This is a genomic window from Streptomyces sp. NPDC024687 (genome assembly GCF_055559055.1).
This window is the reverse complement of the sequence record NZ_JBVHLJ010000003.1, coordinates 209,070-234,258: the sequence shown is the minus strand read 5'-3', so window position 1 is coordinate 234,258 and position 25,189 is coordinate 209,070. Positions and strand designations below refer to the sequence as shown.

The 25,189-nt window shown below is 70.0% G+C and carries 26 protein-coding genes and 1 pseudogene; 15 read left to right on the top strand and 12 right to left on the bottom strand.

Annotated elements, in window-relative coordinates; translation table 11 throughout:
* Nucleotides 1-258: 258 nt before the first annotated feature.
* Nucleotides 259-516: a hypothetical protein gene (locus ACZ39I_RS12920; protein WP_403659673.1), complete on the bottom strand. Its 258-nt coding sequence runs from the start codon at nt 514-516 to the stop codon at nt 259-261.
* A complete protein-coding gene (gene mca, locus ACZ39I_RS12915) occupies nt 509-1,369 on the bottom strand; it encodes a mycothiol conjugate amidase Mca (RefSeq protein ID WP_352389259.1) in 861 nt (286 codons plus the stop codon). The genes ACZ39I_RS12920 and mca overlap by 8 nt, the downstream gene beginning before the upstream one ends.
* Nucleotides 1,370-1,504: 135 nt before the next feature.
* On the opposite strand from mca, the gene ACZ39I_RS12910 reads away from it, so the two are divergent.
* Nucleotides 1,505-1,903, top strand: coding sequence for a DUF4307 domain-containing protein (locus ACZ39I_RS12910; RefSeq protein ID WP_467244537.1), 399 nt, complete (start codon nt 1,505-1,507; stop codon nt 1,901-1,903).
* Between the two features lie 168 nt (nt 1,904-2,071).
* Entirely contained in the window at nt 2,072-2,572 is a 501-nt protein-coding gene (greA, locus tag ACZ39I_RS12905; RefSeq protein WP_352388987.1) for a transcription elongation factor GreA, read from the top strand.
* A gap of 60 nt (nt 2,573-2,632) precedes the next feature.
* On the opposite strand, the gene ACZ39I_RS12900 is transcribed toward greA, so the two are convergent.
* From ACZ39I_RS12900 to ilvA, 3 genes are all read right to left on the bottom strand, one after another.
* On the bottom strand, nt 2,633-3,430 hold the full coding sequence (locus ACZ39I_RS12900; protein ID WP_467245107.1) for an ABC transporter permease: 798 nt from the start codon (nt 3,428-3,430) through the stop codon (nt 2,633-2,635).
* A 5-nt stretch (nt 3,431-3,435) separates the two neighbouring features.
* Nucleotides 3,436-4,413: an ATP-binding cassette domain-containing protein gene (locus tag ACZ39I_RS12895; protein ID WP_467244536.1), complete on the bottom strand. Its 978-nt coding sequence runs from the start codon at nt 4,411-4,413 to the stop codon at nt 3,436-3,438.
* 219 nt (nt 4,414-4,632) lie between these two features.
* Nucleotides 4,633-5,862 (bottom strand): threonine ammonia-lyase, encoded by a 1,230-nt coding sequence (gene ilvA, locus ACZ39I_RS12890; protein ID WP_467244535.1) that lies wholly within the window; start codon nt 5,860-5,862, stop codon nt 4,633-4,635.
* Nucleotides 5,863-6,025: 163 nt separating this feature from the next.
* On the opposite strand from ilvA, the gene ACZ39I_RS12885 reads away from it, so the two are divergent.
* The 3 genes from ACZ39I_RS12885 (at nt 6,026) to ACZ39I_RS12875 (ending at nt 7,423) form a co-directional block, all read left to right on the top strand.
* A complete protein-coding gene (locus ACZ39I_RS12885) occupies nt 6,026-6,529 on the top strand; it encodes a MarR family winged helix-turn-helix transcriptional regulator (RefSeq protein ID WP_209440215.1) in 504 nt (167 codons plus the stop codon).
* Nucleotides 6,530-6,642: 113 nt separating this feature from the next.
* The gene (locus ACZ39I_RS12880; protein ID WP_467244534.1) at nt 6,643-7,146 is read left to right on the top strand and encodes a sigma factor-like helix-turn-helix DNA-binding protein; all 504 of its coding nucleotides are present in this window, start codon (nt 6,643-6,645) and stop codon (nt 7,144-7,146) included.
* Between the two features lie 28 nt (nt 7,147-7,174).
* Nucleotides 7,175-7,423: a hypothetical protein gene (locus tag ACZ39I_RS12875; protein WP_467244533.1), complete on the top strand. Its 249-nt coding sequence runs from the start codon at nt 7,175-7,177 to the stop codon at nt 7,421-7,423.
* Nucleotides 7,424-7,430: 7 nt separating this feature from the next.
* On the opposite strand, the gene ACZ39I_RS12870 is transcribed toward ACZ39I_RS12875, so the two are convergent.
* Nucleotides 7,431-8,588, bottom strand: a complete 1,158-nt coding sequence (locus ACZ39I_RS12870) for a cystathionine gamma-synthase (RefSeq protein WP_467244532.1) — start codon at nt 8,586-8,588, stop codon at nt 7,431-7,433.
* A gap of 195 nt (nt 8,589-8,783) precedes the next feature.
* On the opposite strand from ACZ39I_RS12870, the gene ACZ39I_RS12865 reads away from it, so the two are divergent.
* From ACZ39I_RS12865 to ACZ39I_RS12845, 5 genes are all read left to right on the top strand, one after another.
* On the top strand, nt 8,784-9,902 hold the full coding sequence (locus ACZ39I_RS12865; protein WP_467244531.1) for a hypothetical protein: 1,119 nt from the start codon (nt 8,784-8,786) through the stop codon (nt 9,900-9,902).
* A 145-nt stretch (nt 9,903-10,047) separates the two neighbouring features.
* Entirely contained in the window at nt 10,048-10,716 is a 669-nt protein-coding gene (gene msrA / locus ACZ39I_RS12860; RefSeq protein ID WP_467245106.1) for a peptide-methionine (S)-S-oxide reductase MsrA, read from the top strand.
* Between the two features lie 41 nt (nt 10,717-10,757).
* The gene (locus ACZ39I_RS12855) at nt 10,758-11,354 is read left to right on the top strand and encodes a DUF4291 domain-containing protein (protein ID WP_467244530.1); all 597 of its coding nucleotides are present in this window, start codon (nt 10,758-10,760) and stop codon (nt 11,352-11,354) included.
* A gap of 55 nt (nt 11,355-11,409) precedes the next feature.
* Entirely contained in the window at nt 11,410-12,072 is a 663-nt protein-coding gene (locus ACZ39I_RS12850; RefSeq protein ID WP_467245105.1) for a HEAT repeat domain-containing protein, read from the top strand.
* A gap of 6 nt (nt 12,073-12,078) precedes the next feature.
* Nucleotides 12,079-13,083, top strand: a complete 1,005-nt coding sequence (locus ACZ39I_RS12845) for a MerR family transcriptional regulator (RefSeq protein WP_467244529.1) — start codon at nt 12,079-12,081, stop codon at nt 13,081-13,083.
* Nucleotides 13,084-13,137: 54 nt separating this feature from the next.
* On the opposite strand, the gene msrA (ACZ39I_RS12840) is transcribed toward ACZ39I_RS12845, so the two are convergent.
* On the bottom strand, nt 13,138-13,650 hold the full coding sequence (gene msrA / locus ACZ39I_RS12840; RefSeq protein WP_007384349.1) for a peptide-methionine (S)-S-oxide reductase MsrA: 513 nt from the start codon (nt 13,648-13,650) through the stop codon (nt 13,138-13,140).
* Between the two features lie 173 nt (nt 13,651-13,823).
* Here msrA (ACZ39I_RS12840) and ACZ39I_RS12835 point away from each other — a divergent pair, with 173 nt between their 5' ends.
* The gene (locus ACZ39I_RS12835) at nt 13,824-14,927 is read left to right on the top strand and encodes an AI-2E family transporter (RefSeq protein ID WP_467244528.1); all 1,104 of its coding nucleotides are present in this window, start codon (nt 13,824-13,826) and stop codon (nt 14,925-14,927) included.
* 129 nt (nt 14,928-15,056) lie between these two features.
* Nucleotides 15,057-15,977 carry a DUF5829 family protein gene (locus ACZ39I_RS12830; protein ID WP_467245104.1) on the top strand — a complete coding sequence of 307 codons (921 nt, stop codon included), beginning with the start codon at nt 15,057-15,059 and terminating at the stop codon, nt 15,975-15,977.
* 245 nt (nt 15,978-16,222) lie between these two features.
* Here ACZ39I_RS12830 and ACZ39I_RS12825 read toward each other — a convergent pair whose 3' ends face one another.
* The gene (locus ACZ39I_RS12825; RefSeq protein WP_467244527.1) at nt 16,223-16,606 is read right to left on the bottom strand and encodes a VOC family protein; all 384 of its coding nucleotides are present in this window, start codon (nt 16,604-16,606) and stop codon (nt 16,223-16,225) included.
* A gap of 56 nt (nt 16,607-16,662) precedes the next feature.
* Between ACZ39I_RS12825 and ACZ39I_RS12820 the strand changes: the two are divergent.
* Nucleotides 16,663-16,770 (top strand): annotated as a pseudogene (locus ACZ39I_RS12820) (iron chelate uptake ABC transporter family permease subunit); the annotation flags it as partial.
* Nucleotides 16,771-17,201: 431 nt separating this feature from the next.
* Here the strand turns inward: ACZ39I_RS12820 and ACZ39I_RS12815 are convergent.
* Nucleotides 17,202-18,242, bottom strand: a complete 1,041-nt coding sequence (locus ACZ39I_RS12815) for an NAD(P)-dependent alcohol dehydrogenase (protein ID WP_467244526.1) — start codon at nt 18,240-18,242, stop codon at nt 17,202-17,204.
* A gap of 190 nt (nt 18,243-18,432) precedes the next feature.
* Between ACZ39I_RS12815 and ACZ39I_RS12810 the strand changes: the two genes are divergently transcribed.
* Nucleotides 18,433-19,335 (top strand): helix-turn-helix domain-containing protein, encoded by a 903-nt coding sequence (locus tag ACZ39I_RS12810; protein ID WP_467245103.1) that lies wholly within the window; start codon nt 18,433-18,435, stop codon nt 19,333-19,335.
* Between the two features lie 10 nt (nt 19,336-19,345).
* Here the strand turns inward: ACZ39I_RS12810 and ACZ39I_RS12805 are convergent, their stop codons facing one another.
* Together ACZ39I_RS12805 and ACZ39I_RS12800 are read right to left on the bottom strand one after the other, a co-directional pair.
* Nucleotides 19,346-20,116 (bottom strand): group II truncated hemoglobin, encoded by a 771-nt coding sequence (locus ACZ39I_RS12805; protein ID WP_403659631.1) that lies wholly within the window; start codon nt 20,114-20,116, stop codon nt 19,346-19,348.
* A 91-nt stretch (nt 20,117-20,207) separates the two neighbouring features.
* Complete coding sequence (locus ACZ39I_RS12800) at nt 20,208-20,681, bottom strand: nuclear transport factor 2 family protein (protein WP_467244525.1); 474 nt, start codon at nt 20,679-20,681, stop codon at nt 20,208-20,210.
* A gap of 113 nt (nt 20,682-20,794) precedes the next feature.
* Here ACZ39I_RS12800 and sigJ point away from each other — a divergent pair, with 113 nt between their 5' ends.
* Nucleotides 20,795-21,694 (top strand): RNA polymerase sigma factor SigJ, encoded by a 900-nt coding sequence (gene sigJ, locus ACZ39I_RS12795; RefSeq protein WP_467244524.1) that lies wholly within the window; start codon nt 20,795-20,797, stop codon nt 21,692-21,694.
* A 77-nt stretch (nt 21,695-21,771) separates the two neighbouring features.
* Here the strand turns inward: sigJ and ACZ39I_RS12790 are convergent, their stop codons facing one another.
* Complete coding sequence (locus ACZ39I_RS12790; RefSeq protein ID WP_467245102.1) at nt 21,772-25,089, bottom strand: S8 family peptidase; 3,318 nt, start codon at nt 25,087-25,089, stop codon at nt 21,772-21,774.
* Between the last annotated feature and the right edge of the window lie 100 nt (nt 25,090-25,189).

The following is a 25,189-nucleotide window of genomic DNA, read 5'->3' as shown; positions in this document are numbered from 1 at the left end:
AGGCGCACGGTGGGCCTGCCCTGCGGGCCCCGCGGGGGGTGACGCGCACGGTGGGTCTGCCCTGCGGGCCCCGCGGGGGCCGGTGCCGGACCGGCCCTGGAGTGGTAACCACGCCCCCAGGGGGTCACGCGCGCGCCACACCCGTCGTACACCCGCCTCGCACAGCTCCTGGACGGCCATCGACCTGCTGTCGCCGGGCCGGGCACGGCCGATGACGGGAGGGGCCTCGGTCGTCCCCTCCCGTCGCCGCCGCGTGGGTCAGCCCTTGGCCGGTGAGGCCTTGCCGGACGGGCTCTCGGCGGTCTCCTTGGCGGAGGCCTCGTCCGGGGACTCCTTGAAGTCGACCTTGTTCATGTGCTTGCTCATGGACTTCATCAGGGCCCACACCGCCAGGGCCATCGCCGCGAAGACGATGAAGCCGAGGACGCCGGGGGTGACCTTGTCCTCGTCGACCTCCTTGGCGAAGGTCACGAGGTGCGTCATTGCCAGGCTTGCGCTTGCGCTCATGTCAGGCATTGTCGCGGATGCCCGCAAAGAGGTCGTCCTCGGGGAGGGAGGTATCGACGAGGGACTTCGCGAGCTCGTACTCCTCCGTCGGCCAGACCTCCTTCTGGATCTCCATCGGCACCCGGAACCAACCGCCGTCGGGGTCGATCTGGGTGGCGTGCGCGATCAGCGCCTTGTCGCGGATCTCGAAGAACTCCGCGCACGGGATGTGCGTGGTCAGAGTGCGGTCGCGCATCGGCGACTCGTCCCAGCGCTTGAGCCAGTCCCCGTACGGCGACTCCATGCCGCGCTCGATCAGCGCGTGGTGCAGCGCCTCGGTGCGGGGACGGTTGAAGCCCTGGTTGTAGTAGAGCTTGAGCGGCTGGTACGCCGGGCCGAACTCGGACTCGGGAAACTTCTCGGTGTCCGCCGCACCCTCGAACGCCACCATCGAGATCTTGTGGGTCATGATGTGGTCGGGGTGCGGGTAGCCGCCGTTCTCGTCGTAGGTGGTGATCACCTGGGGACGGAAGGCGCGGATCTGCTTCACCAGCTCACCGGCCGCCTTGTCGACGTCCTCCAGGGCGAAGCAGCCCTCGGGCAGCGGCGGCAGCGGGTCGCCCTCGGGCAGGCCGGAGTCGACGAAGCCGAGCCACTCCTGCCGGACGCCGAGGATCTCGCGGGCCTCGTCCATCTCCTTCTTGCGTACCTCGTGGATGTGCTCCTCGATGTACGTGTCGCCCTGGAGCTTCGGATTGAGGATGGAGCCGCGCTCCCCACCCGTGCAGGTCACGACCAGCACGTCCACCCCCTCGGACACGTACTTCGCCATGGTGGCCGCGCCCTTGCTCGACTCGTCGTCGGGGTGGGCGTGCACGGCCATCAGTCGCAGCTGGTCAGTCAAGACTCAATCCTCGTAAGTCAGCGCCCCCGGTGTCTTCGGGTGCGAACGGCGGCTTCTATAGTGACCGAATCGGGGGGCGATTAATTCCGCGGCCCGGTTTCCAGGGAGACGATCATGAGTACGGCGAGCACACGGCTGCCCGAGGGTCGCTACGGCCGCTCCTCGGACGAGCGTGCCGACCGCAAGCTCAAGATCGCCGGCGCCGTGCTCGGAGCCCTGCTGCTCGCGTTGATCGGTTACTTCGCGTACCACTACGTCGGCCAGAACAAGATCAGCGGCGAGGTGATCGCCTTCGACGCGACGAACTCCGCGGTCCAGGTGCATCTGGAGGTCCGCAAGGACTCCGGCGCCTCCGGCTACTGCACGGTCCGCTCCCAGGCGGCGGACGGCACCGAGGTGGGCCGGGCCGACTTCCGTTTCGACGGTGACGCCACCCGCATCGACAAGGTCGTCACGCTCCGCACGACGGCCCCGGGCACCACGGCCGAGCTGCTGGGCTGTCACGCCGACTGAGGTCACCCTCGATACCTGGACGCTGACCTGCGTCGACGTATTTCTGATGGCTTATGTCCTCCCCCTTCGGCTCCTGAATTGTTAGGCTCGTGGTTTCGCCCATCCGTGAAGGACCATTCTTCTGGGTAGGGCGATGCTTTGTATTCCCAGTACCTACGAGGAGCACCTGTGACCCAGACCAGCGAAGACGTCACCTGGCTTACGCAGGAGGCGTACACCAAGCTCAAGGAAGAGCTGGCGTACCTGTCTGGTCCCGCGCGCGAGGAAGTCACCGCGAAGATCGCGGCAGCGCGCGAGGAGGGCGACCTGCGCGAGAACGGCGGGTATCACGCGGCCAAGGAAGAGCAGGGCAAGCAGGAGCTCCGCATCCGGCAGCTGACCCAGCTCCTGGAGAAGGCCAAGGTCGGCGAGGCCCCGGCGTCCGCGGACGGCACGGTGGCGCCCGGGATGGTCGTGACGATCGCCTTCGACGGCGACGAGGACGACACCATGACCTTCCTGCTCGCCTCGCGCGAGTACGCGAGCTCGGACGTCGAGACCTACTCGCCGCAGTCCCCGCTGGGCTCCGGCGTGATCGGCCACAAGGTCGGTGAGAACGCGGAGTACGAACTGCCCAACGGCAAGAAGGCCTCCGTGACCATCCTCAAGGCCGAGCCCTACAACGCCTGACCCCGGCCGACCGTCTGCCTTTGACGGGCCCCCGGCGCCCTGGCGGCGCCGGGGGCTTTGTCATGCGGTGGCCGAGCGGTACTTGCGGACCGCCAGGGTTCTGAAGATGACGATGATCAGGACCGAGTAGATCAGCGAGGCCCAGACCGGGTGCTGCATGGGCCAGGCCTCGGACTGGGACAGACCGGGGTCGCCGAAGAGCAGACGGCAGGCCTGCACGGTGGCGCTGAACGGATTCCACTCGGCGATGTGACGCAGCCACGGCGTCATCTGGGCGGAGTCCACGAAGGCGCTCGAGATGAACGTCACCGGGAAGAGCCAGATCAGTCCTCCGGACGTGGCCGCCTCCGGGGTCCGCACGGACAGGCCGATCAGGGCCCCGATCCAGGTGAAGGCGTACCCCAGCAGGAGGAGCAGGCCGAAGCCGCCGAGGATCTTGCCCAGGTTCGTCGGGTCCACGGAGCCGGGACACCAGCCGACGACCAGGGCGACCAGCGCCAGGACCAGCAGGGTCAGGGCGGTCTGCACGAGGTCGGCGACGGTACGGCCGGTCAGCACCGCGCCGCGCGCCATCGGCAGCGAGCGGAAGCGGTCGATGAGCCCCTTGTGCATGTCGTCGGCGATGCCCGCGCCGGCGCCCGCGGTCGCGAACGTGACGGTCTGCGCGAAGATGCCGGCCATCAGGAAGTTCTTGTAGACGTCCGGGTCGGTGCTGTCGCCGATCTTCATCGAGCCGCCGAATACGTACGTGAAGAGGACGACGAACATGATGGGCTGGATCAGCCCGAAGAGGATCATCTCGGGGATCCGGGTCATGCGGATCAGGTTCCGTCGGGCGATGACCAGGGAGTCGTTCATCATGCTCACTTGGCGGTCTCCTTGTCGCTCGCCTCGTCCTTGACCTCGGCCGCGTGTCCCGTCAGTGACAGGAAGACGTCGTCGAGGGTGGGCCTGCGCAGGCCGATGTCGTCTATCTCGATGCCCCGGGTGTCGAGCTCGCGGATGACCTCGGCGAGCAGCTTGGCGCCGCCGGTGACGGGCACGGTGAGCTTGCGCATGTGGTCCTCGACCGTGGTGTCACCCTTGCCGAAGCCGCGCAGGATCTCGGAAGCGGCCTGGATGTGCTCGCGCTCGTGCACGACGACCTCGACGCGTTCGCCGCCGGTGCGGGCCTTGAGCTGGTCGGAGGTCCCGGTGGCGATGACACGGCCCTGGTCGACGACGGCGATCTCGTGGGCGAGGTGGTCGGCCTCCTCCAGGTACTGGGTGGTCAGCAGCAGGGTCGTCCCCCCGGAGACCAGCTGTTTGATGACCTCCCACAGCAGTTGGCGGTTGCGCGGGTCGAGGCCGGTAGTCGGCTCGTCCATGAACATGACGGGCGGTGAGACCACCAGGGCGGCCGCGAGGTCGAGGCGGCGGCGCATACCGCCGGAGTAGGTCTTGGTGGGGCGGTCGGCCGCGTCGGCGAGGTCGAACTGCTCCAGCAGTTCGGTCGCGCGGGCCTTCGCCGGCTTGGCCTTCATCTGGTAGAGCTGGCCGACCATCTGGAGGTTCTCGCGGCCGGTGAGGTATTCGTCGACCGCCGCGAACTGGCCGGAGAGTCCGATGGAGCGTCGTACGTCGTCGGGGTGCTTGAGGACGTCGATGCCGGCGACGACCGCCGAGCCGCGGTCGGGCTTGAGCAGGGTCGTCAGGCAGCGGACGGCCGTCGTCTTGCCCGCGCCGTTCGGTCCGAGGAGGCCCAGGACGGTGCCTTCCGGGACATCGAGGTCGACGCCGTCCAGAGCCTTTACGTCTCCGAAGGTCTTGACCAGGCCTTCGGCATAGATGGCGTCTGGCATATCAGTCTCCACGTCGTCGGGGATTCTTGGGAAAGCCTAGGTTTGTGCGGTTTCCTGCGCCCGTTCTTTTTCTTCCGCGGGCGGTGTGAGCGGTCGCACGAGACACACCATAACGCGATGTATCGCGTCTCTCAATGGACTTGCCCGAAAGAGTGAATCGGGTGTCCTGAAGGGGGGTGAAGGGGTCCCGACCTCAGTCGATGGCCTCGGTCAACGACCTCAGTCGATGACCGTGTAGCCCGACTCGCGCAGGGCTCGGCCGACCTCGGCGCAGTGCTCGGGGCCCTTCGTCTCCAGGTGCAGCTCGACCTCCGCCTCCGCGAGCCCGAGCCGTGGATCGGTCCGGACGTGGCTCACGTCCAGGACATTAGCGTCGACCACTGACAACACCCCGAGAAGCGTCGCGAGGGCTCCGGGCCGGTCCGTCAGCCGCAGCCGGACGGCCAGGTAGCGGCCCTGCGCGGACATGCCGTGCCGCAGGACCCGCTGGAGCAGCACCGGGTCGACGTTGCCGCCGGACAGCACGGCGACGACCGGCCCCTCGAAGGCGCCGGGATCGCTCAGCAGGGCGGCGACCGGGCTCGCCCCGGCGGGCTCGACGACCAGCTTGGCCCGCTCCAGACACAGCAGCAGCGCGGCGGACAGCTCGTCCTCGGTCACCGTGCGGACCTCGTCCACGAGTTCGCCCACGATCCCGAACGGCACGTCCCCGGGCCGCCCCACCTTCATGCCGTCGGCCATCGTCGCCGGGTTCTCGATCGACACCGGGTGCCCGGCCGCCAGTGAGGGCGGATACGCCGCTGCGCCCGCCGCCTGCACGCCCACGATCCGCACGTCGGGCCTGAGCGCCTTCACCGCGATCGCGACCCCGGCCGCGAGTCCGCCGCCGCCGATCCCGAGGACGATCGTGCGCACCTCCGGGCACTGCTCCAGGATCTCCAGGCCGACCGTGCCCTGCCCGGCGATGACGTCCGGGTGGTCGAAGGGGTGGATGAACACCGCGCCCGTCTCGGCCGCGTACTCCTGCGCGGCGGCCATGGTCTCGTCGACCACCTGGCCGTGCAGGCGCACCTCGGCGCCGTAGTGCCGGGTGGCGCTGATCTTCGGCAGCGGGGCGCCCTTGGGCATGAACACTGTGGAGCTCACACCGAGCAGCGTGGACGCCAGCGCGACGCCCTGCGCGTGGTTCCCGGCGCTCGCGGCCACGACGCCCGCGGCCCGCTCCTCGGGCAGCAGTCCGGCGATCCGGACGTAGGCGCCGCGGAGTTTGAACGACCCCGTCCGCTGGAGGTTCTCGCACTTGAAGTGCACCGGCGCGCCCACCAGCCGGCTCAGATGGCGGCTGCCCTCCATCGCGGTCGTCCGCGCCACGCCCGACAGCATCTTCTGCGCGCCGCGCACGTCGTCGAGCGTCACCGGCGGCACGGGGTGGGCCTTGCGGTAGTTCATGACTCAAGTCTCGCAGTTCACACGCGCCTGTTCGCGCTGTGACCAACGTCCGAGACGGGTTTGCGCAGCGCTGGTACGGCCTGCCTCCCGGCCGCGTACTCTGTCCCCCAATTCAGCTGCCCCTTCATGAAGTGAGCCTCCGGCCATGCCCACAACACCTGGAATGTCGATGGACATGACGACCGTCGGTGACACCGGTCTTCTCGACACCCTGCAGCACGAGGTGGCGGTCTTCGCCCGTCGTGCCGAACAGACCCGGCTCGGCGGGGTGGGGCAGGTGCGCAACTCCATGGACCGCGCCGCGTACCTGCTGCTCAACCGGCTCGACAAGGAAGGTCCGATGGGCGTCAAGGCGCTCGCGGCCAGCATGGGCATCGACTCGTCGACGGTCACCCGGCAGGTGGCGCCGCTCGTCGACACCGGCCTGGTCAAGCGCACCTCGCACCCCGAGGACGGACGCGCGGTGGTTCTCCAGCTGTCCCCGCGCGGGCAGTCCCGGCTGGAGGAAGTGCGCTCCTCCCGGCGTCAGTTGATGGCCGAGCTGACACACGACTGGGCGCCGGAGGAGCGCGAGGCGTTCTGCACGCTCCTCACGCGCTTCAACACCGCGCTGTCCTCCCGGATGGCGGCCCAGGGCGTTCCGGGACCGGAGGCGCAGTCCTCTTAGACACGCGTGAGGCACGCACGCGCGTGTGGAGCGCCCCGCCTCTTGACCGGACGGCCGCGCCGGGCCTCATATGAGACCGGGTCCTTCGAGACCGGGTCAGGCGGGGAGGTGCGGTGCGGCAACGGCAGGTGGTCCAGAGCACGCGGCGGGCCCGGGAGTTCGAGGCGTTCGTGGCGGGCGCGGCCGGGCGGCTGCTGCACACCGCGACGCTCCTGACGGCGGAGTCGCCGCACGACAACCCGCGCGCGCGACGTCTGCTGACGCTGGCGCTCGCCCACACGTACGCGTGCTGGGACCGGCTGCGCGGCGAGGATCCCTACGACCGGGCCCGCCAGTATCTCGCCCTGCGCTTCGCACACGGGGCGTGGCGCCGCCACGGCGTTCTGCTCGGCAGCCGCACGCACCCGTCCAGCCCGTTGTCCCGGCTGGCTCCCCAGGAGCGGCTGGTCCTGGTGCTGCGCCTCTACGAGGGTGTGGCCGAGGAACAGGCGGCGGCCCTGCTCGGCCTGCCGGCGGAACGCATCCGCACGATCTGCGACCGGGCGACGGCGACCCTGCTGCACCCACCGCGTGGGCCCGCACCGGCGGTGGTGGGGGCGAAGGTGGCGGCGTCATGAGGCGGACGTCCTGGCCCGGGAGGTGCCCGTGAACCGGACCCAGCGCGAGGCCGCCGTGCGGCAGCTCATGGAGCGCGGGGCGCCACAGGTGCCGGCGGATCTGTGCGGGGACGCCGTGCGGCGGGGATCACGCATGCTGCGGCGCAGGTCCGCGGCGCGCCGGATCATGTGGCTGCTGCTGCTCGCCGCCAGTGTGGCCTTCGTGGTGTGGGCGCTGACCGCGCGCCCCTGGGTGGAGCCGCCGTCCACGACGACTCCACCGATGACGGGCTGGTGAGACGGGCCTACTTGGCCAGCGCCTGCTGGAGGTCGTCCAGCAGGTCGTCGACGTTCTCGATGCCCACCGAGAGGCGTACGAGGTCGGCGGGCACCTCGAGGGCCGAGCCCGCCACGGACGCGTGCGTCATCCGGCCGGGGTGCTCGATCAGCGACTCGACGCCGCCCAGGGACTCTCCCAGCGTGAAGATCCTGGCGCGGTTGCAGACCTCGACGGCCGCCTCCTCGCCGCCCTCGACCCGGAAGGAGACCATGCCGCCGAAGGACCGCATCTGCTTGGCCGCGACCTCGTGGCCGGGGTGTTCCTCCAGGCCCGGGTAGAGCACCTGCGTCACGCGCGCGTGCCGGGTCAGCATGTCGGCGACCTTTGTGGCGTTGTCGCTGTGCCGGTCCATGCGCACCGACAGCGTCTTGGCGCCGCGCAGCACCAGCCAGGAGTCGAAGGGCCCGGCGACCGCGCCCATCGCGTTCTGGTGGTACGCCAGCTCCTCGCCGAGCGTCTCGTCGGCGCAGACCAGCGCGCCGCCCACGACGTCGGAGTGACCGCCCATGTACTTGGTCAGGGAGTGCACGACGACATCGGCGCCGAGCGCCAGCGGCTGCTGGAGGTAGGGCGTCGCGAAGGTGTTGTCGACGACGAGCTTGGCGCCCGCGTCCCGGGAGACCTGGGCGACGGCGGCGATGTCGGTGATGCCGAGCAGCGGGTTGGAGGGGGTCTCCACCCACACGGCCTTGGTCTTCGGGGTGATCGCGGCCCGTACGGCGGCCGGGTCGCTGGTGTCGGCGACCGACCACTCGACGCCCCAGCGGGCGACGACCTTCGCGAAGAGGCGGAACGTGCCGCCGTACGCGTCGTTGGGGATGACCACGTGGTCGCCGGGGCTGAGCAGCGTACGCAGCAGGCAGTCCTCGGCCGCCAGTCCGGACGCGAACGCGAGGCCCCGGCGGCCGCCTTCGAGGGCGGCGAGGTTCTCCTCCAGGGCGGTACGGGTCGGGTTGGCGCTGCGGCTGTACTCGTAGCCGCCGCGCAGACCGCCCACGCCGTCCTGCTTGTAGGTCGAGACCTGGTAGATCGGCGGGACCACCGCGCCGGTGAGGGGGTCCGCGGTGTTGCCCGCGTGGATCGCGAGGGTCTCGAAGTGCTGACTGATGTGCCTGTCGCTCATGGGCTCCGAGGGTAGTCCGCCCGGAGCACCGATGACGGACGGCGGGCTCGGCACAGCCGTACGGCAGGGTTTTCCCCAGGCGCCCGGCCTGCTCACGGAGAGTTTTCCACAGGGCGTCCGGGCCGGTCCGTGGAGTTTTCCACAGGGCACCGACCGGGTTGGGCAATTGTCGGCGGCGTCTGGAACTCTTGGGGCATGGAGATTCTCTGGGTCCTGATGGCGGCGGTCCTGCTGGGCTTCGTGCTGCTTCCGTTCCTGCGGCGCGGGCGGGGCGGGATCGAGCAGGTCCCGGCCGGCCACCCGGACGCCGCGGACCCGGCGGACTACGGCTTCGTACGGCAGGAGGAGCTGGACATCCGCATGCCCGGCCCCGACCAGGATCTGCTGGACGTCCTGGACCTGGTGCAGCGCACGCAGGACTACAAGGCCGCCGCACAGCTCCTGGCGGGCACCGAGCGGGAGGGCGAGCTGCGCTGGCAGCGCGTGCAGGCCTTCGCCGGGGCCGCCTCGCTGGAGCTGCGGCAGCGGCCGGGCGGGGTCAGCGAGGCGCCGGGCGGGCAGTGGCTGCGGGTGTGGCGGGCCGAGCAGCCCAAGGACGCGGGCGGCGCGGCCGTGCACGCGGAGTTCCTGGTGCAGCAGGCGTGGCGGACCTCGACCCCGGGCACGGACGACTTCCGGATCATCATGGAGGAGGCGAAGGCGGCCTGCGGCGAGGCGGCGCTGCTCGCTCCCGGCGATCCGGTCCCGTACATCGTCGAGCTCTCCGTCGCGCGCGGACTGGGCTACTCCCGGGCCGAGTTCGAGCAGCTGTGGCTGAAGATCCTGGACCGCGCGCCGACCCACATGGGGGCGCATCTGGCCGCGCTGCACTACTGGTGCGAGAAGTGGCACGGCTCGCGGGAGCTGGCGTACAGCTTCGCGGAGGCGGCGGCCGCCCGCGCCCCGCACGGCTCGCTGCTCGCCGCGATGCCGTTGTTCGCGGTCTTCGAGCACCTGCCCGAGGTCAATCTGGTCAGCGGTTTCTACCAGAGCGAGGTCGTGACCAAGGCGATCCACGGCGCGCTGCACGCCGTCCACTCCGCCCGCGCCGACGACCCGATGCTGGCCCATGTCCGCCACCTGCTGGTCTTCTTCCTGGTGCGCGGCGAACGCTGGGCGGAGGCCATGAACCAACTGGTCCACATCGACGGCCACGTCGGCGCCCTGCCCTGGACCCTGTCCGCCGACCCGGCCGCGGAGTTCGCGATATACCGGGCGCTGGCGGTGGCGGGGTACGAGGCGAACGGCGGGAGTCCGGCGACGCTGACGCAGTGACCGCGCCGCCGTGGCGGTACCGGGGTGATCCGGCGGGCGCGACGCCTTCGGACCGACGCCGGGCTTGTCGGAATGCCGCCCGGCACGGAAACGTTCCCGGTGCGGACACCCCTGTGTGACGCGCACCGACGAAGGAGCCCACGCCATGCTGTTCGGCCGTACGCCCGTCCTGCCCACCCGCGAGCAGGCGCTGCAGGGCCGCTCCGAGCCGGCGTACACGGTCCCCGACCGCCACACCGTCCTCGGCACCCCACTGCTCGGCCCCTACCCCGAGGGCTACGGGATCGCCGACTTCGGCCTGGGCTGCTTCTGGGGCGCCGAGCGCACGTTCTGGAAGCTCCCGGTGGGAGTGTGGACGACGCTGGTCGGCTACCAGGGCGGCCACACCGAGAACCCCATGTACGAGGAGGTCTGCTCGGGCCTCACCGGCCACACCGAGGCGGTCCGCGTGGTCTTCGACCCCGCCCTCATCTCGTACGAGCGCCTCCTCAAGACCTTCTGGGAGTCCCACGACCCCACCCAGGGCTTCCGCCAGGGCAACGACGTCGGCACCCAGTACCGCTCGGCGATCCACACCCACACCCCCGAACAGGCAGCGGCGGCCGAGGCCTCCCGCGCCGCCTACCAGCGGGCCCTCACAGCCTCGGGCCACCACCGCACGATCGCCACGGAGATCCTCCCCGCGGCGGGCCGACCCTTCTATCCGGCGGAGGGCTACCACCAGCAGTACCTGGACAAGAATCCGGGGGGCTACTGCGGGATCGGCGGGACGGGTGTCTCTTGCCCGATCGGTGTGGCCAAGGCTGAGTCGTAAATCAGTGGCCGAGTGGACCGGCCGACTCCACGCTGTACGCCATGGAAGAACCGCAACACAGGATCCGTGCGGCCTACTCGGAATCCACGATCACCGTCTACCAGGCGTACTCCCCGGAAATCGGCCTGCCCGCCGTCCAGGAGGGTCGTTTCCCCGCCGCATGGAAGCGCGACAGGATGACGTGGATCAAACCGTCGTTCCTGTGGATGATGTACCGCTGCGGCTGGGGCACCAAGGAGGGGCAGGAGACCGTTCTCGCGGTCGAGATCAGCCGTGCCGGGTTCGAGTGGGCGCTGACCAACGCGTGCCTGTCGGGCTACGTTCGCGGCACACATCCCGACCGGGCCACCTGGCAGCGTCAGTTGAAGCGCGCGCCGGCTCGCGTGCAGTGGGACCCGGAGCGAGATCTGCAGCTCCAGCCCCGGCCGTACCGTTCCCTGCAACTGGGCCTCTCCGGCGAGGCCTCACGGCGCTATGCGGACGAGTGGACGATCGCCATCCGCGACGTGACCCCACTCGCCCACGACATCCACGCCATGGTCAAACGCGGCGAGTTGGATTCCGCCACCCGGCTGCTGCCCGAGGAACGCCCCTATCATCCCGTCGAGGACGAACTTCTGACCCACCTACGCCATTGACCTTGACACCGTGACAAGGCCTTCACTGCTTGTCGAGGAGGTGGTCTCGGTGGCCATGACGGAGCAGGGGCAGGAAGCGGTGCGGGCGGTCCAGGGGCTGGAGGACCCTCGTTCGTCCGTGCGGCTGCGGGCGGCGCTGGCGGTCGGGACGGCGCCGGATCCGCGGTTCGTCGACACGCTCGTCGAGCGGTGCGCGGTCGAGCCCGAGTTCTTCGTCCGGGACATGCTCACCTGGGCCCTCACCCGCCACCCCGTGTCCGTGACGCTCCCCGCGCTCCTGCGCGAAGTCGGCTCGCAGCGGGCACAGGCGCGGAGCCAGGCGTTGCACACGCTGTCGAAGATCGGGGACCGGCGGGCGTGGCCGGCGATCACGAGGGCGCTCCTGTCCGACGGCGACGACGAGGTGGCGCGCAGTGCCTGGCGGACCGCGGTCGTGCTGGTGCCGGAAGGCGAGAAGTCCGCTTTGGCCGCCGTACTGGCGACGCAGTTGGGCCGTGGCGAGCGGGAGACGCAGCTGAGTCTCAGCAGGGCGCTGGTCGCGCTGGGTGAGGTCGTGCTGCCGGTTCTGCGTGCGGCGGCGACGGCCTCCGACCGGCGTGTGCGCACGCACGCGTTCGCCACGGAACGGCTGCTGCGCGACCCTGATGCCGGGTTCGAGTTCGCGATCGAGGAGGCGAAGCGCGCAGTGGCCCTCGGCGGGGACGGCGAGAAGGGATGACAGGGCGTGTTGATCGGTGAGGTGGCGCGACGGTCCCGGGTCAGTGCCCGCATGCTCAGGCACTACGAGTCGCTCGGCCTGCTGCGCCCTTCGGGTCGTACGGGTTCCGGCTACCGGGAGTACTCCGGCGACGACATCCGCCGGATCTTCCACATCGAGAGCCTCAGGTCGCTGGGACTGTCGCTGCGCGAGATCGGGCGCGCACTCGACGATCCCGGCTTCGCCCCCTCGGCGCTCGTCGACGACCTCATCCGTCAGACGCGCGAACGCATCGCCGCCGAGACCGAGTTGCTCACGCGGCTGCGCCGGATCGATGCCGCGGAACCCGCGGGCTGGGAGGACGTACTCCAGGTCGTCGTGATGCTTCGGGCGCTGGGGTCGAAGAGCGCCGCCGCCCGTCAGCGTGCCGCCCTGTCCTCGGTCGACGAGATCCGCGTGCCGGTGGAGGCCCTGGTCGAGGCGGTTCTCGGGGAGAGCGATCCGAACGTCGCCGGAGCCCTTCGATGGGCGCTGGCACGATCCGGCGACGGCGGCACGGCACTGCTGGTGGAGGGCCTCGGCTCACCGTCGGCCGCGGTACGGGACCGTGCCGCCCGGTCCCTGGCCGAGATTCCCGGCGAGGAGTCCACCGCCGGGCTGCGTGAGGCTCTCGCGGACCCCGACGCCCTGGTCCGCGGCCAGGCGGCACTGGCACTCGGGACACGCGGCGTGGCCGATGCCGTTCCCGCGCTCATCGACATGATCGTGGCGGGGCCGAACGACACCGACGCGGCCGACGCGTTGAGTGTGCTGGCGAGCGACACCGCGACCGCGGACCGGATCGCCACCGGGCTCGTCGACCGCCTCTCCCACGAGGCCACCGAGGCGCCCGCCCGCGCCCGGCTGACCCAGGCGCTGGCGGACATCCCGGGCGCTACGGCCGTACGCGCCCTCGTGGAGCTGTCGTACGACGGGGACCGTGCCGTCGCGCTGACCGCGACGTATCTTCTTCGGCGGCGCGAGGCACGGTGACAGCGCGGTGACGGTGTCTCGGCCGCGGAGCAGCGCCGCCGACCCGCCTCGCGGTCAGCCCTCCGCGCGGGCGGGCAGCCGCCATCCCGGCCGCGGGAAGTGGCAGGTGTAACCGTCCGGGTAGCGCTGGAGGTAGTCCTGGTGCTCGGGCTCGGCCTCCCAGAAGGGGCCCACCGGCTCCACCTCGGTGACGACCTTGCCCGGCCACAGACCGGAGGCGTCGACGTCCGCGATCGTGTCCTCGGCGATCCGCTTCTGCTCGTCGTCCACGTAGTAGATCGCCGAGCGGTAGCTGAGGCCGATGTCGTTGCCCTGGCGGTTCTTGGTGCTCGGGTCGTGGATCTGGAAGAAGAACTCCAGGAGCGTGCGGTAGTCGGTCTGCTCGGGGTCGAAGAGGATCTCGATGGCCTCCGCGTGCGTGCCGTGGTTGCGGTACGTGGCGTTCGGCACGTCGCCGCCGGTGTATCCCACCCGGGTCGCCGTGACACCCGGAAGCCGGCGGATCAGTTCCTCCATGCCCCAGAAGCATCCGCCCGCCAGCACGGCCCTCTGTGTCTGCGCAGCCATCGCTGTCCTCCCATATCTGCTCGCTCGGGCCGCTCGGCCGGCCGACCGCCGGCATCCCCTGCCCACTCCCCCTCAACGCGCGAGGGTGCCGGGCGATTCCACGGCCGGCCGCTGACGCAGCCATGGTGCCGGTGTGGCGTGAGTACCCATAGGGTGCCCCCGTGACTGCGAACTTGAGTTCTACGAGAACCCGCGCAGCGCTGCGCACGTCGGCGCGGGCCTCCGCGGAGCTGCTGCTCATACTGCTGATGCTCGCGGTGAGCCTGTGGGTGCTGGGCCGGATGTGGTCGGTGGTGTGGCCGCTCGTGATCGGTCTGCTGCTGACCACGCTGACCTGGCCGCCGACCCGCTTCCTGCTGCGCCGCGGGTGGAAGCCCGCTGTGGCCGCGTCGACGGTGACCGTGCTGTTCCTGCTGGTCGCCGCGGGGATCGTGGCACTGATCGCGGTGCCGGTGGCGTCCCAGTCCGGCCAGTTGACCGACGGGGTGGTCGACGGCGTCCAGAAGGTGCGCGAGTGGGCCGCCGGGCCGCCGTTGAACATCGGTGACGCCCAGATCGACAAGGCCTTCGACTCCGCGGTCTCCCGAGCGCAGGACGGTCTCGGCAGCATGGTCGGCGCTGTCGTCACGGGCGTGAGCACCGTGGTGAACGGCCTGGTCACCGCCGTGCTGGCGCTGTTCTTGATGTTCTTCTTCCTCAAGGACGGCCCGCGGTTCCTGCCGTGGCTCGCCCGTCAGCTGCCCGGCCGGCTCTCCACCGACGTCCCGACCGTGGCCGCGCGCGGCTGGGACACGCTGGGCTCCTTCGTGCGTTCCCAGGCGGCCGTCGGCCTGATCGACGCCGTCCTGATCGGCCTGGGTCTGTGGATCCTGGGGGTACCGCTGGTGCTCCCGCTGGCGGTGCTGACCTTCGTCTCCGCGTTCGTGCCGATCATCGGTGCCTTCTTCGCCGGTTTCGTCGCGGTTCTCATCGCGCTCGTGTCCAACGGTCTGACGGACGCGCTGATCGTGCTGGCCATCATCGTGGTGGTGCAGCAGCTCGAGGGCAATGTGTTCCAGCCCATGATCCAGAGCCGGGGGCTCGGCCTGCACGCGGCGGTGGTCCTGCTGACGGTGACGTTGGGCGGCAACCTCGCCGGAATCGTGGGGAGTCTGCTCGCGGTACCGGTCTCCGCGCTGATCGCGGTGATCTGGGACTACGTGCGCGAGCAGCTCCAGGAGCCGTCACAGGATCCGGGCGGCGACGAGCCGGAGACCGGTATCGCCGCCCCGTCCTGACGAGGGGTCCCGTCCACCACCTCGCCGAACCCCGGATCTGTCAAGCATTTCGGCCCTGTTGGAAAAGAACCGCGCCCGCCGCCTTCCCGACCTACGATCGCCCGCATGATGATTCCGCGGATATTACGGATGATCGTCGTGCTCGCTGTGGCCCTCGCCGGAGCGATGGGGGGTGCTGTGGGGACGGCACAGGCCGAGGACAGCCCGTCCTCGTCCGACCGGCAGCTGTTGTTCTACAACCATTCCTACGGGGTTTTCGACCGGGAGACCGCCGACGCCATCGAACACTCCGACTACCTCAGGGACTTCGCCAACTTGCAGGTCCGCACCACGACCGGGACCGGCGGACAGACCTGGACCGGCCGCTACCTGATGGGCCGCGAGACCTATCTCGAACTGTTCGGAGTCGGTGACATCGCCGGCCAGGACGGCACCCTCGGCTCCGCCGGGCTGGGCCTGTCGACCGAACGGGACGGCGACCTGGCGACGGTCACCGAACGACTGAAGAGCGAGGGGGTCGCCGACCCCATCGAGTTCCTGCAGACCCGGGACCTGGGTGACGGTGTGCCCGTGCCGTGGTTCGACGCCATCCTCACCACCACCGAGTACGACGCCTTCGGTGCCTGGGCGATGGAGTACCGGCCGGAGTACTTCGCCGATCCCCGCAGCAACACCGAGCCGGCGAGCTTCCCCGGTGACGTCGGCCGGGAGCGCGTCCTGTCCGACGACTACCGCACCCACCTGATGCGTGACGTGACCTCCGTGCGCATCGCGGTCACCGAGGGCGACCTCGCCGACACCGTGCCGCTGTTGCGGGCGGGCGGGTTCGCCGTCAAGACCGTGCCGGGCGGCGGCGTCATCGCGCAGGGCGGCGGCACCACGATCCGGCTCGACGCCGTCCCGCGCGAACAAGCGGGCTTCCAGCGGGTGGAGATGTCGCTCAACCGGCCCGTGAAGGACCAGCACGTGGAGCGGCTCGGCCACTCGACCCTCACGGTCGGCCCCGGCAGCCGCGCGGTGTGGACGTTCGCGGCCAACGGCACTCCGTAAGGCAAACAGGCAGCGGGTGCGCCACCGGCTAGGGGGCGCACCCCTGGCGCGGCGCAGGGCAGATCCACGCCCGGCCTTTCCGGCGACTCCACTCGTGCGTCACGCCAACGAGTGGAGTCGCGGTTCCGGCCCACCCGGCCGAGGCCGGCCTCCCGGCCCACCTGTGCCGATGACGCCCGCTGTCGACGCCGAGCACCTCTCCGCGCTGTGGCAACGGCAGTGGCCCGGGGCCTGGCCCGGAAACGTCAGCCCCCGCTGCCGTACGGCCGCGTCAGGATTTCCAGTCGGTGGCCGTCCGGATCGTCGAAGTAGGCGCCCCGGCCCCCGTCGTTGTGGTTGATCTCGCCGGGGCGGTGGTGGAAGGGGTCCGCCCAGTACGTCAGGCCCGCGTTCCGGATCCGGGCGAGGATCGTGTCGAACTCGTCCTCGGAGACGAGGAACGCGTAGTGCTGCGGCGTGATTTCGTCGGTCGTGTCCAGGTAGTCGAGGGTCACGCCGTTGGGGATCTCCACCGGGACGAAGGGCCCGTAGCGGGGGCCCACCCTCAGTCCCAGGATGTCGGCGAGGAAGCGGGCCGAGGCGTGCTTGTCGCGTGCGGTGACGATGGTGTGGTTCAGCTGAACGGTCATCGCTACCTCCTCGTTCAGACCATACTCCGGGAACAGTTAAGGTAAGGCTTGCCTTAGCCCGGACCCTGCTGCCGCCCTTGGAGATCCCGGTCGGCGCACTGACCTCGCTGGTCGGGGGACCGTACCTGCTGTGGCTGCTGGGGAGACGGACGGCTGTACGCTGACGGGCGGCCGCCGGGGGGCGCACGTCGGCCTGCCCTCACGGAGGACCACCCACTGACGGGCGTCCGCGTCCTCTCCCACCAGGAGTGAACCCCCGATGGACCACCGACTCTCCCCCGCTGCGGCGGGAATCGCACGCTGATCCACCCCGGCGGAAGACCGCACGCCCGATCCGCCCCGGCGGAGGACCGGGTCGCGCACTGATCCGCCCCGGCGGAGGGCGCACCCTGACTCCGGCGGAAGCCCTCTCCCACGTTCCGTGGGACAACGGCACGCTGAAGTGCCCCGGGCGGACGGAGGGCCGCACGCCGACGGGTTCCAGCAGGCGGCCGCACGCTGAAAGACCCCGCCGCCCCACCGAACAACCGCACACCGAAGGGCCCCGGCACAAGACCGGGGCCCTTCGTTAACACCGTCGTTCACACCGTGCGGGTCAGATCGTCGACGTGTCGATCACGAAGCGGTAGCGGACGTCGCTGTTGACGACTCGCTCGTACGCCTCGTTGATCTCCGACGCGGCGATCAGCTCGATCTCCGCGCCGAGGCTGTGCTCCGCGCAGAAGTCCAGCATCTCCTGGGTCTCGGCGATGCCGCCGATCATCGAACCGGCGAGGGTCTTGTTGCCGCCGATGAGGGAGAAGAGGTTGAGAGCGATCGGCTCCTCGGGGGCGCCGACGTTGACCAGCGCGCCGCCCGTCTTGAGCAGGCTCAGGTAGGCGCCGAAGTCGAGAGGCGCCGAGACCGTGGAGAGGATGATGTCGAAGGAGCCGGCCAGCTCCTTGAAGGTGTTCTCGTCACTGGTCGCGTAGTAGTGGTCGGCGCCCAGCTTCACGCCGTCGTCCTTCTTGCGCAGGGACTGGGAGAGGACGGTCACCTCGGCGCCCAGCGCGTGCGCGATCTTGACGCCCATGTGGCCGAGGCCGCCCAGGCCGATCACGGCGACCTTCTTGCCGGGACCCGCGCCCCACTGCTTGAGCGGGGAGTAGGTGGTGATGCCGGCGCACAGCAGCGGCGCGGCCTCGTCGAGGGCCAGGCCTTCGGGGATGCGGACGACGTAGTTCTCGTCGACGACGACCTTCTCGGAGTAGCCGCCGTAGGTGGGCTCGCCGTCCTTGCCGATGCCGTTGTACGTGGGGACGTTGCCCTGGGTGCAGTGCTGCTCGATGCCGGCCTTGCAGTTCTCGCACTCACCGCACGAGTCGACCATGCAGCCGACGCCCACACGGTCGCCGACCTGGTACTTGGTGACGCCAGGGCCGACCTCGGAGACGACGCCCGCGATCTCGTGGCCCGGGACCATCGGGAAGATGGCCTCGCCCCAGCCCTCACGGGCCTGGTGGATGTCGGAGTGGCAGATACCGGCGAACTTGATGTCGATCAGGACGTCGTGTTCGCGGACCGCCCGGCGCTCGATGGTGGTGCGCTCCAGGGGAGCCTTCGCGGCGGGGGCGGCGTATGCGGCGACAGTGGTCATGCCGGGGGTTCTCCTAGCGAGGGGGTTCGTGCCCGGCTGCCTTCTGTCCATCCGTCCGGGCACGCTGTACAGAGTGCCCCACGCATCACGGTCCACCCAGGCCACAGCTTTGCGTACGTCCACTGGTCCTACTACTGGCGGGGACAGGATGGTGAGCGTACGACCGTGAATACTTGAAGCCATGGACGACATGGCCGACACGGCCGAGGAACTGCCCGGAAGCGGCTCACTGGACCGGCGTGCCGAGCTCAGCGAGTTTCTGCGCACCCGGCGGGCCCGGCTGAAGCCGGAGGACGTGGGGCTGCCGGACTTCGGGCGGCACCGCAGGGTGCCGGGACTGCGCCGCGAGGAGCTGGCCCAGCTGGCGGGCGTCTCCGTGGCGTACTACACCCGCCTGGAGCAGGGCAACGGGCGCAATGTCTCGACGGAGGTCCTCGGCTCCATCGCCCGCGCGCTGCGGCTGACCGACGCCGAACACGCGCACCTCACGCATCTGGCGAAGCCCAAGCAGCACAAGAAGAAGCCGACCGCGCGGACCGAGCAGGTGCGCGGGTCGATCCGTCAGCTGCTGGACTCGGTGGACGTCCCGGCGTACGTCTCGGGGCGGCGCTCGGACATCCTGGCCTGGAACCGGATGGCGGCGGCGGTCTTCGGGGACTGGTCGGAGCTGCCGGTGCAGGAGCGCAACTGGGCCCGGCTGGTGTTCCTGCGGCCGGAGTACCGCGAGCTGTTCGTGCCGTGGGAGCAGAAGGCGACCGACGTGGTCAGCTATCTGCGCATGGACGCGGGCTGCCATCCGGACGATCCGCAGCTGTCCGCCCTCGTGGGTGAACTCTCCGTCAAGAGCGAGGAGTTCAGGCGTCTGTGGGCCACGCACGACGTCAAGGAGAAGAACTTCGGCGTCAAGCAGCTCCGCCACCCGCTGGTCGGCGAACTGACCCTGAACTTCGAGTCGTTTCCCCTGTCCGACGGCACCGAGCAGGCCCTGATCACCTACCACGCGGAACCGGGCTCACCCTCCGCGGAGGCGCTGCGGCTGCTGGCGAGCTGGGGCGCGGACGCGACCCGGGCGGGCGAGTCCGCGCGCTCCTGACCCCGGCCCCTCAGCCCTGGTACGGCGGTGCCGCCCCCCAGTTCCACTGCGGCACCGGCTGCTCCGCGGGCGGCTTGGCGTCCGGTCCGGAGAAGTGGACCGCGAGCCGGGTGCCCCACTCCACGTAGGCGAGGAACGCCGAGCGGAACTCCGGGTCGGTGGGCAGGCCGGCCTCGTCGGCGGCGTCCTGGATGAGGTTCACCCAGCGGCGGCGCTGCGGCTCGGTGATGTCGCGGCCCAGGTGTTTGGCGACCATGTGTCCGTGGCCGCCCTGGGTCTCCGAGTAGGCGGTCGGCCCGCCGAAGACCTCCGCGAGCCACAGGGCGACGTGCTCGGCGTGCTCGGGGGCCAGGCCCTCGAACACCGGGGCCAGGAGGTCGTCGGCCAGGACCTTCTCGTAGAACACCGTGGTGAGCCGGCCGAAGGCCTCCGCACCGCCCGCCCACGCGAACAGGGTGGGGACGGCGGCGCCCCGGCCGCGGACCGTCGTCGGTGTGTAGTGGCGCATCTCCTCGATGTTCTCGATGTACGGCCGGATCTCGGCGAGGAAGTCCGGGAACAGCTCCGACTTGCGGAAGCCCTCCAGGTGGTCCTCGGTGGAGGTCCAGGTGATACGCAGAACGAAGTGCTCGAAGTCCTCCTCGCAGCGCGCCAGTTCGTAGTCGACACACTGCGGGGCCGCCGCCAGCTGCACCGAGGCGTGCGTGTAGGCGGACAGGAACTCCGCCGAGCGGTCTTCCGGGATGCGGTAGCGGATGTACTCGACGGTCTGTGTGGTCATACGGCCACTCAAACACGGGCGGCCCCCGGAAGCTGCTCTTCCGGGGAGCCGGATCAGGGTCGGAGGTCGCCGCCGCGCAGACCGACGGTCGTCACCGCCCGGACGCGGGAAGGGGCACGGTCAGTCCTGGCTCCGGTGGGGCGCCCGTGAGCGCGGTGGTGTCGAGGTAGCGGATCTCGTAGGAGCGCTCGGTGAACCGCCAGCCGTCCGGGGTGCGCCGGTAGCGGTCGTGGTACAGGGCGTGGTTGCCGTGCGAGCTGCCGTCGCGCATCCGCCCGAATTCCGCGATGTACGCCCGCCCGTACGCGCTGTCGCCCTCGACCCGGACCACTCCCGGATGCACGGTCTGCACGAAGTACTCCCACACGCCCCGCAGCCGCTCGATCCCCTCGCGAATCTCCCCGGGGCCGGTGAACTCGACGTCGGCGGCGGGTATCCGCAGCACGCCGTCCTCGGCGAACAGGGCCGCCAGGCGGTCGTAGTCCCGCATCATGCCCGCGTCGGTGAACTCGCCCGGCAGTGCCTGGATCTCGACACGGTCGGCGATGGTCCTCAGGTCGCTCATGGTGCTCCTCCCTCGTCGGGTTGTTCACCGGTAGGACGGGATGGCCGCGTGGAATGTGAGGACGTCACATTCCGGGGCGCTGTCCCGTCGTACCGGCAAAGGAGGGAATCGCCATGAACACACCGTCCGAGCCGGCCCTGCGCGCGATCATGGGTGAGCGGCGTCGGCTGATCCATCTCGCGTACCGGCTCCTCGGGTCCCTGGCGGACGCCGAGGACGTCGTGCAGGAGACGTACGCCCGCTGGTACGCCATGTCACCCGAGCAGCAGCGGGCGATCAGGTCGCCGGCCGGCTGGCTGACCACGGTCGCCGGGCGCATCTGCCTGGACGTGCTCGGCTCGGCGCGGGCACGGCGGGAGAGATACGTCGGTGAGTGGCTCCCGGAGCCGCTGCCGGACAGCGTGGAGTGGGCCGGCACCCCGGCGGATCCGGCCGACCGGGTCACCCTCGACGAGTCGGTCGGCATGGCCTTCCTCGTGCTGCTGGAGTCGATGACTCCGGCCGAGCGGGTGGCGTTCGTCCTGCACGACGTCTTCCGCTACCCGTTCGCCGACGTGGCCGAGATCGTGGGCCGTACCCCGGCGGCCTGCCGGCAACTGGCGGTCTCGGCCCGCCGGCGCGTGCGCGAGGGGCGGCCCCCCGTGGCCCCGCCGACCCGTCATGCGGGCGTGGTGAGGAATTTCAAGGAGGCCTGGCAGGCCAGGGACATCGCCGCCCTCGTCCGGCTCCTCGACCCGAACGCCGTGGCGACCAGCGACGGCGGCGGCGTCGTCACCGCCCTGCCCGTGCCGCTGCACGGTGGTGAGCCGATCGCCCGCTTCCTGGCCGGCCTCGTCACCGGCGCCCCCGAACTGGCCCTCCTGGAACGCACGGTCAACGGCCGGCCGGGCCTGGTGGTCCAGGTGGACGACACCGTCGAGGCGGTCCTCGCCCTCGATGTCGAGGACGACCGGGTCACCCGGATCTGGGCGGTACGCAACCCGGAGAAGCTGCGGCCCTGGACGGCGGGCTGAAGGCGGGCTGACGGTACGCGGAAGGCCCGCCGGAAGCAGTGCTTCCGACGGGCCCTTCACCTACCGCCTGCTACAGGTCACTTCCCGTAGTACGCGTTGTAGATCGAGATCGTCGACTTGTTGCCCTTCTTGTCGGCGATCTTGGCGTGGAAGGAGATGGCCTTCCCCTTCGCCGGGTTCTTCACGGTGATCTTGCCGCCCGAGACCGTGACCTTCTTCCAGGTCTGGCCGTAGTCGTACGACACATACACCGCGAGGGACTTCAGGTTCGAGCCCTTGGCGGCGCCCTCGACGGTCACCGGGATCTTGACCGTCTTGCCGGCCTCGACCTTGCTGTCCAGACCCGTGGCCGCGTTGAAGCGGGCCGTGGAGGCGGGCAGCTTGGTGAGGTTGCCCGTCTTCTTGGACGCGAAGGTCCAGCTGGCGTCGATCCGGGTGGAGGCCGCCGCGACCTTGACACTGCGCTTGACCGAGGTCGTCAGCTTGTAGTTGGCCTGGCCGGCCGGGACCTTGAAGGTCTTCTCGCCGAACAGCGGGTCGTCGTTCGAGCCGACCTTGACGCCGTTCTTGTACAGCGTGGTGTTGACCGAGGTGAACACCGAGGAACCGGCGTGGCCCTGACCGTCCGCGAACAGCGGGAGGAAGCCGAAGATCTCGTTGCCGTCGCGGTACAGACCGAAGTCGGCGTTGAGATGCGGACCGAAGACCGCGGTGTTGAAGGTCTTCCCGTACGACTTGCCGCCCTTGTAGGACTGCGCGGCACCGAGGGTGTAGTACGCCTCGGAGACCGGGAAGCCGTCCTGGTCGACGCCACCGGACTGCTCGAAGTCCATCTCCCACTTGACACCGCTGAGAGTGGACAGGTGCAGGGTGCGGGTGCCCGGCAGGGTCTGCTGGATACCGATCGAGGAGGCGGAGAAGGAGCCGGGCAGCCAGCCCGTGGCGTTGATCGAGCCCTTCTTGCCGCTGGCGGCAGCGCCCAGGCCGACCTTCACCTTGGCCAGCTCGCTCGCCTTGTAGTGCTTGGTGTAACCGGTGGCGAACTGCTTGACCTTGCCGCCGGCGACGGTGTCGTACTGCTCGGTGGCGCCCTTGCTCCAGTGGCCGTCGAACTGCTCGGTGAGCGAGCCGTCGGTCACCTGCGGACCGAAGTGCGCGGTACGGAAGCCCGCGTACGAGTCCAGGAACCAGCCGAAGCCGTAACCGCCGTCGGGCGTGTCGATCTGGAAGCCGGGGGAGGCGAACTCGGACTTGGCGGCCGTGTCCGGCACGGTGATGTCGACCGGCTTGGCCTTGCGCGCGTCCAGCGTGACCGTCGTGTTCTTCGTGACGTTCAGCTTCGGCTGGACCAGCCAGTCGGCGCCCTTGCTGAAGTCCTCCGGGTCCACGAAGTACGCGGAGTTGAGGACGTAACCGCCCTTGGGCACGCGCACGGTGGCCGAGCCGTCCTCGTCGTACGGCGAGTACCACTTGCCGTTGGCGAGGCCCGAGATGCCGTACAGGTCCGCGCTGTAGTTCTTGGCCGGCTTGCCGTCGCGGTCGAGGACGTTCAGCGTGACGTCGTAGGACTCGACCTCCCGCTGCACCGCCGCCGCCGTACGCACGGTCTGGCCGCCGCCCGTCGCCGTCACATACGCCGAGTAGGCGCCGTCGAGCGTGCCGCCCAGCTTGGTGTTGACGGTGAGGGGGACGGATGCCGTGCCGCCGTTCGCCGGGACCGTCACCGTGGTGGCGCCCAGCTTGAAGAAGCCGGCCGGAGCGGCCTGGCCCTTCGGGTTGATGGCCGTCGACGACAGCTTCAGCGTGACGTCCTTCGTACCGAGGTTGCGGTACGTCACCTGCTTGGTGTCCGGCTTGTCGTCGGTGTGCGGCCACTGCTGGTTGCCGAAGCTCACCGAGACGGGGTCGGCGATCACGGACTGCGTGATGGCCTTGTCGACCTGGATGCGGCCCGAACCCTGCTGGAACGGGGTGTACTTGCCGCCCTTGGCGGAGCCCGTCAGGGCGCCCTTCAGCTCGGCGTAGCCCCAGTTCGGGTGCTCCTGCTTGAGGATCGCCGCCGCGCCCGCGACATGCGGGGTCGCCATCGACGTACCGGAGATGGTGAGGTAGCCGGGCGGCTTCTCGCCGACCTCCTGGTCGATGAGGCTGCCCTTGGCCGCGGCTGCGGTGATGTCGACGCCGGGCGCGGTGACGTCCGGCTTGATCGCACCGTCGCCGGTGCGTGGGCCGGTGCTGGAGAAGTCGGCCAGCTTGTCCTTGTCGTCGACGGCGCCGACGGTGAGCGCGGCGTCCGCGCTGCCCGGCGAACCGACGGATTCCGGACCCGAGTTGCCGGCGGCGATGGCGAAGAGGATGCCCTTCTCGGCGGAGAGCTTGTTGACCTCCGCCTCCAACGGGTCGATCTCCGGGGTGTCGCCGCCGCCCAGGCTGAGGTTGACCACGTTGGCGCCCTGCTCGGCGGCCCACTCCATGCCGGCCAGGATCTGCGAGTCGTCGCCGTAGCCGTCGTCGCTGAGCACCTTGCCGTTGAGCAGCTTGGCGCCCGGCGCCACACCCTTGTACTTGCCGTTCGACTTCGCGCCGGTACCGGCCGCGATGGAGGCGACGTGGGTGCCGTGGCCGAACTTGTCGGTCGCGTCGGCGGAGGTGGAGAAGTTCTTGGCCGCGATCACCTGGTCCTTGAGGTCCGGGTGGGTCGCGTCGACGCCGGTGTCCAGGACGGCGATCTTGACGCCCTTGCCGTCGTAGCCCTTGGCCCAGGCGGTCGGCGCGCCGATCTGCGGCACGGACTTGTCGAGGCTGGCCTTGCGGACGCCGTCGAGCCAGACGTGCGCGATACCGGAGGCGGTCTTGTCGCCGTTGGTGACCGCGTCCCACAGCTCGGGCGCGTCCTCCTTCGGCGTCTGCACCGCGTCGGCGTTCAGGGAGGTCAGGGAGTGGCGGAGCGTGCCCGCGTCCCGGACGTCGTTCTTGGCCGCGCTCGCCGCGCCCTTGTAGCCGACGATCACCTTCAGTCCCTTGCTCTGGGACTTGCGGGTGGCGGCCTTGTTGAGCTCGGTGATGTCGAAAAGCCGCTGGTCGAGCTTGCCACTCGACACCAGGCGGACGACGTCGGACGGCAGCACGTAGGTGTGGCCGTCGGCCTTGCGGAGCTGAACCGGTATGTGCTCGCGGCCCTTGGCGGGCTCCAGGCCCACGACGCGGCCCTTGGCGTCCACGACGACGCGGTCACCGGTGATCAGGGTGATGCGGTGCTGGGGCGAGAGCTGTGCCTTGTTGGCCTGTGCGACGTTCGCCGTCTGCTGCGCGTCCGCCGACGCCGGGCTGGTCATGCCCGCCGCGAGCGCTACCGCGGCCGCCGTGGCGATCGTGGCGGCGCATGCCTTTTTCACTTGTCTGCGCAAGTTTCCCCCTTGCAGAAGGACCGGGTGAATTCCCCGTTCACCCGGGCGGGGGGAGACTCGCACGCGTATACGTGCACCCCCCGGTGCT

What these genes read in the sequence shown, in the direction of transcription:
- ACZ39I_RS12865 (WP_467244531.1), top strand. Translation starts at nt 8,784, where the DNA reads ATGGAGATTCTCTGGGTCCTGATGGCGGCGGTCCTGCTGGGCTTCGTG.
- sigJ (WP_467244524.1), top strand. Translation starts at nt 20,795, where the DNA reads ATGAACACACCGTCCGAGCCGGCCCTGCGCGCGATCATGGGTGAGCGG.
- msrA (WP_467245106.1), top strand. Translation starts at nt 10,048, where the DNA reads ATGCTGTTCGGCCGTACGCCCGTCCTGCCCACCCGCGAGCAGGCGCTG.
- mca (WP_352389259.1), bottom strand. Translation starts at nt 1,369, where the DNA reads ATGGCCGTGCACGCCCACCCCGACGACGAGTCGAGCAAGGGCGCGGCC.
- ACZ39I_RS12830 (WP_467245104.1), top strand. Translation starts at nt 15,057, where the DNA reads ATGATCGTCGTGCTCGCTGTGGCCCTCGCCGGAGCGATGGGGGGTGCT.
- ACZ39I_RS12800 (WP_467244525.1), bottom strand. Translation starts at nt 20,681, where the DNA reads ATGAGCGACCTGAGGACCATCGCCGACCGTGTCGAGATCCAGGCACTG.
- ACZ39I_RS12805 (WP_403659631.1), bottom strand. Translation starts at nt 20,116, where the DNA reads ATGACCACACAGACCGTCGAGTACATCCGCTACCGCATCCCGGAAGAC.
- ACZ39I_RS12815 (WP_467244526.1), bottom strand. Translation starts at nt 18,242, where the DNA reads ATGACCACTGTCGCCGCATACGCCGCCCCCGCCGCGAAGGCTCCCCTG.
- ACZ39I_RS12895 (WP_467244536.1), bottom strand. Translation starts at nt 4,413, where the DNA reads ATGCCAGACGCCATCTATGCCGAAGGCCTGGTCAAGACCTTCGGAGAC.
- ACZ39I_RS12910 (WP_467244537.1), top strand. Translation starts at nt 1,505, where the DNA reads ATGAGTACGGCGAGCACACGGCTGCCCGAGGGTCGCTACGGCCGCTCC.
- msrA (WP_007384349.1), bottom strand. Translation starts at nt 13,650, where the DNA reads ATGGCTGCGCAGACACAGAGGGCCGTGCTGGCGGGCGGATGCTTCTGG.
- ACZ39I_RS12885 (WP_209440215.1), top strand. Translation starts at nt 6,026, where the DNA reads ATGTCGATGGACATGACGACCGTCGGTGACACCGGTCTTCTCGACACC.
- ACZ39I_RS12900 (WP_467245107.1), bottom strand. Translation starts at nt 3,430, where the DNA reads ATGAACGACTCCCTGGTCATCGCCCGACGGAACCTGATCCGCATGACC.
- ACZ39I_RS12870 (WP_467244532.1), bottom strand. Translation starts at nt 8,588, where the DNA reads ATGAGCGACAGGCACATCAGTCAGCACTTCGAGACCCTCGCGATCCAC.
- ACZ39I_RS12920 (WP_403659673.1), bottom strand. Translation starts at nt 516, where the DNA reads ATGCCTGACATGAGCGCAAGCGCAAGCCTGGCAATGACGCACCTCGTG.
- ilvA (WP_467244535.1), bottom strand. Translation starts at nt 5,862, where the DNA reads ATGAACTACCGCAAGGCCCACCCCGTGCCGCCGGTGACGCTCGACGAC.
- ACZ39I_RS12810 (WP_467245103.1), top strand. Translation starts at nt 18,433, where the DNA reads ATGGCCGACACGGCCGAGGAACTGCCCGGAAGCGGCTCACTGGACCGG.
- ACZ39I_RS12850 (WP_467245105.1), top strand. Translation starts at nt 11,410, where the DNA reads ATGACGGAGCAGGGGCAGGAAGCGGTGCGGGCGGTCCAGGGGCTGGAG.
- ACZ39I_RS12855 (WP_467244530.1), top strand. Translation starts at nt 10,758, where the DNA reads ATGGAAGAACCGCAACACAGGATCCGTGCGGCCTACTCGGAATCCACG.
- ACZ39I_RS12825 (WP_467244527.1), bottom strand. Translation starts at nt 16,606, where the DNA reads ATGACCGTTCAGCTGAACCACACCATCGTCACCGCACGCGACAAGCAC.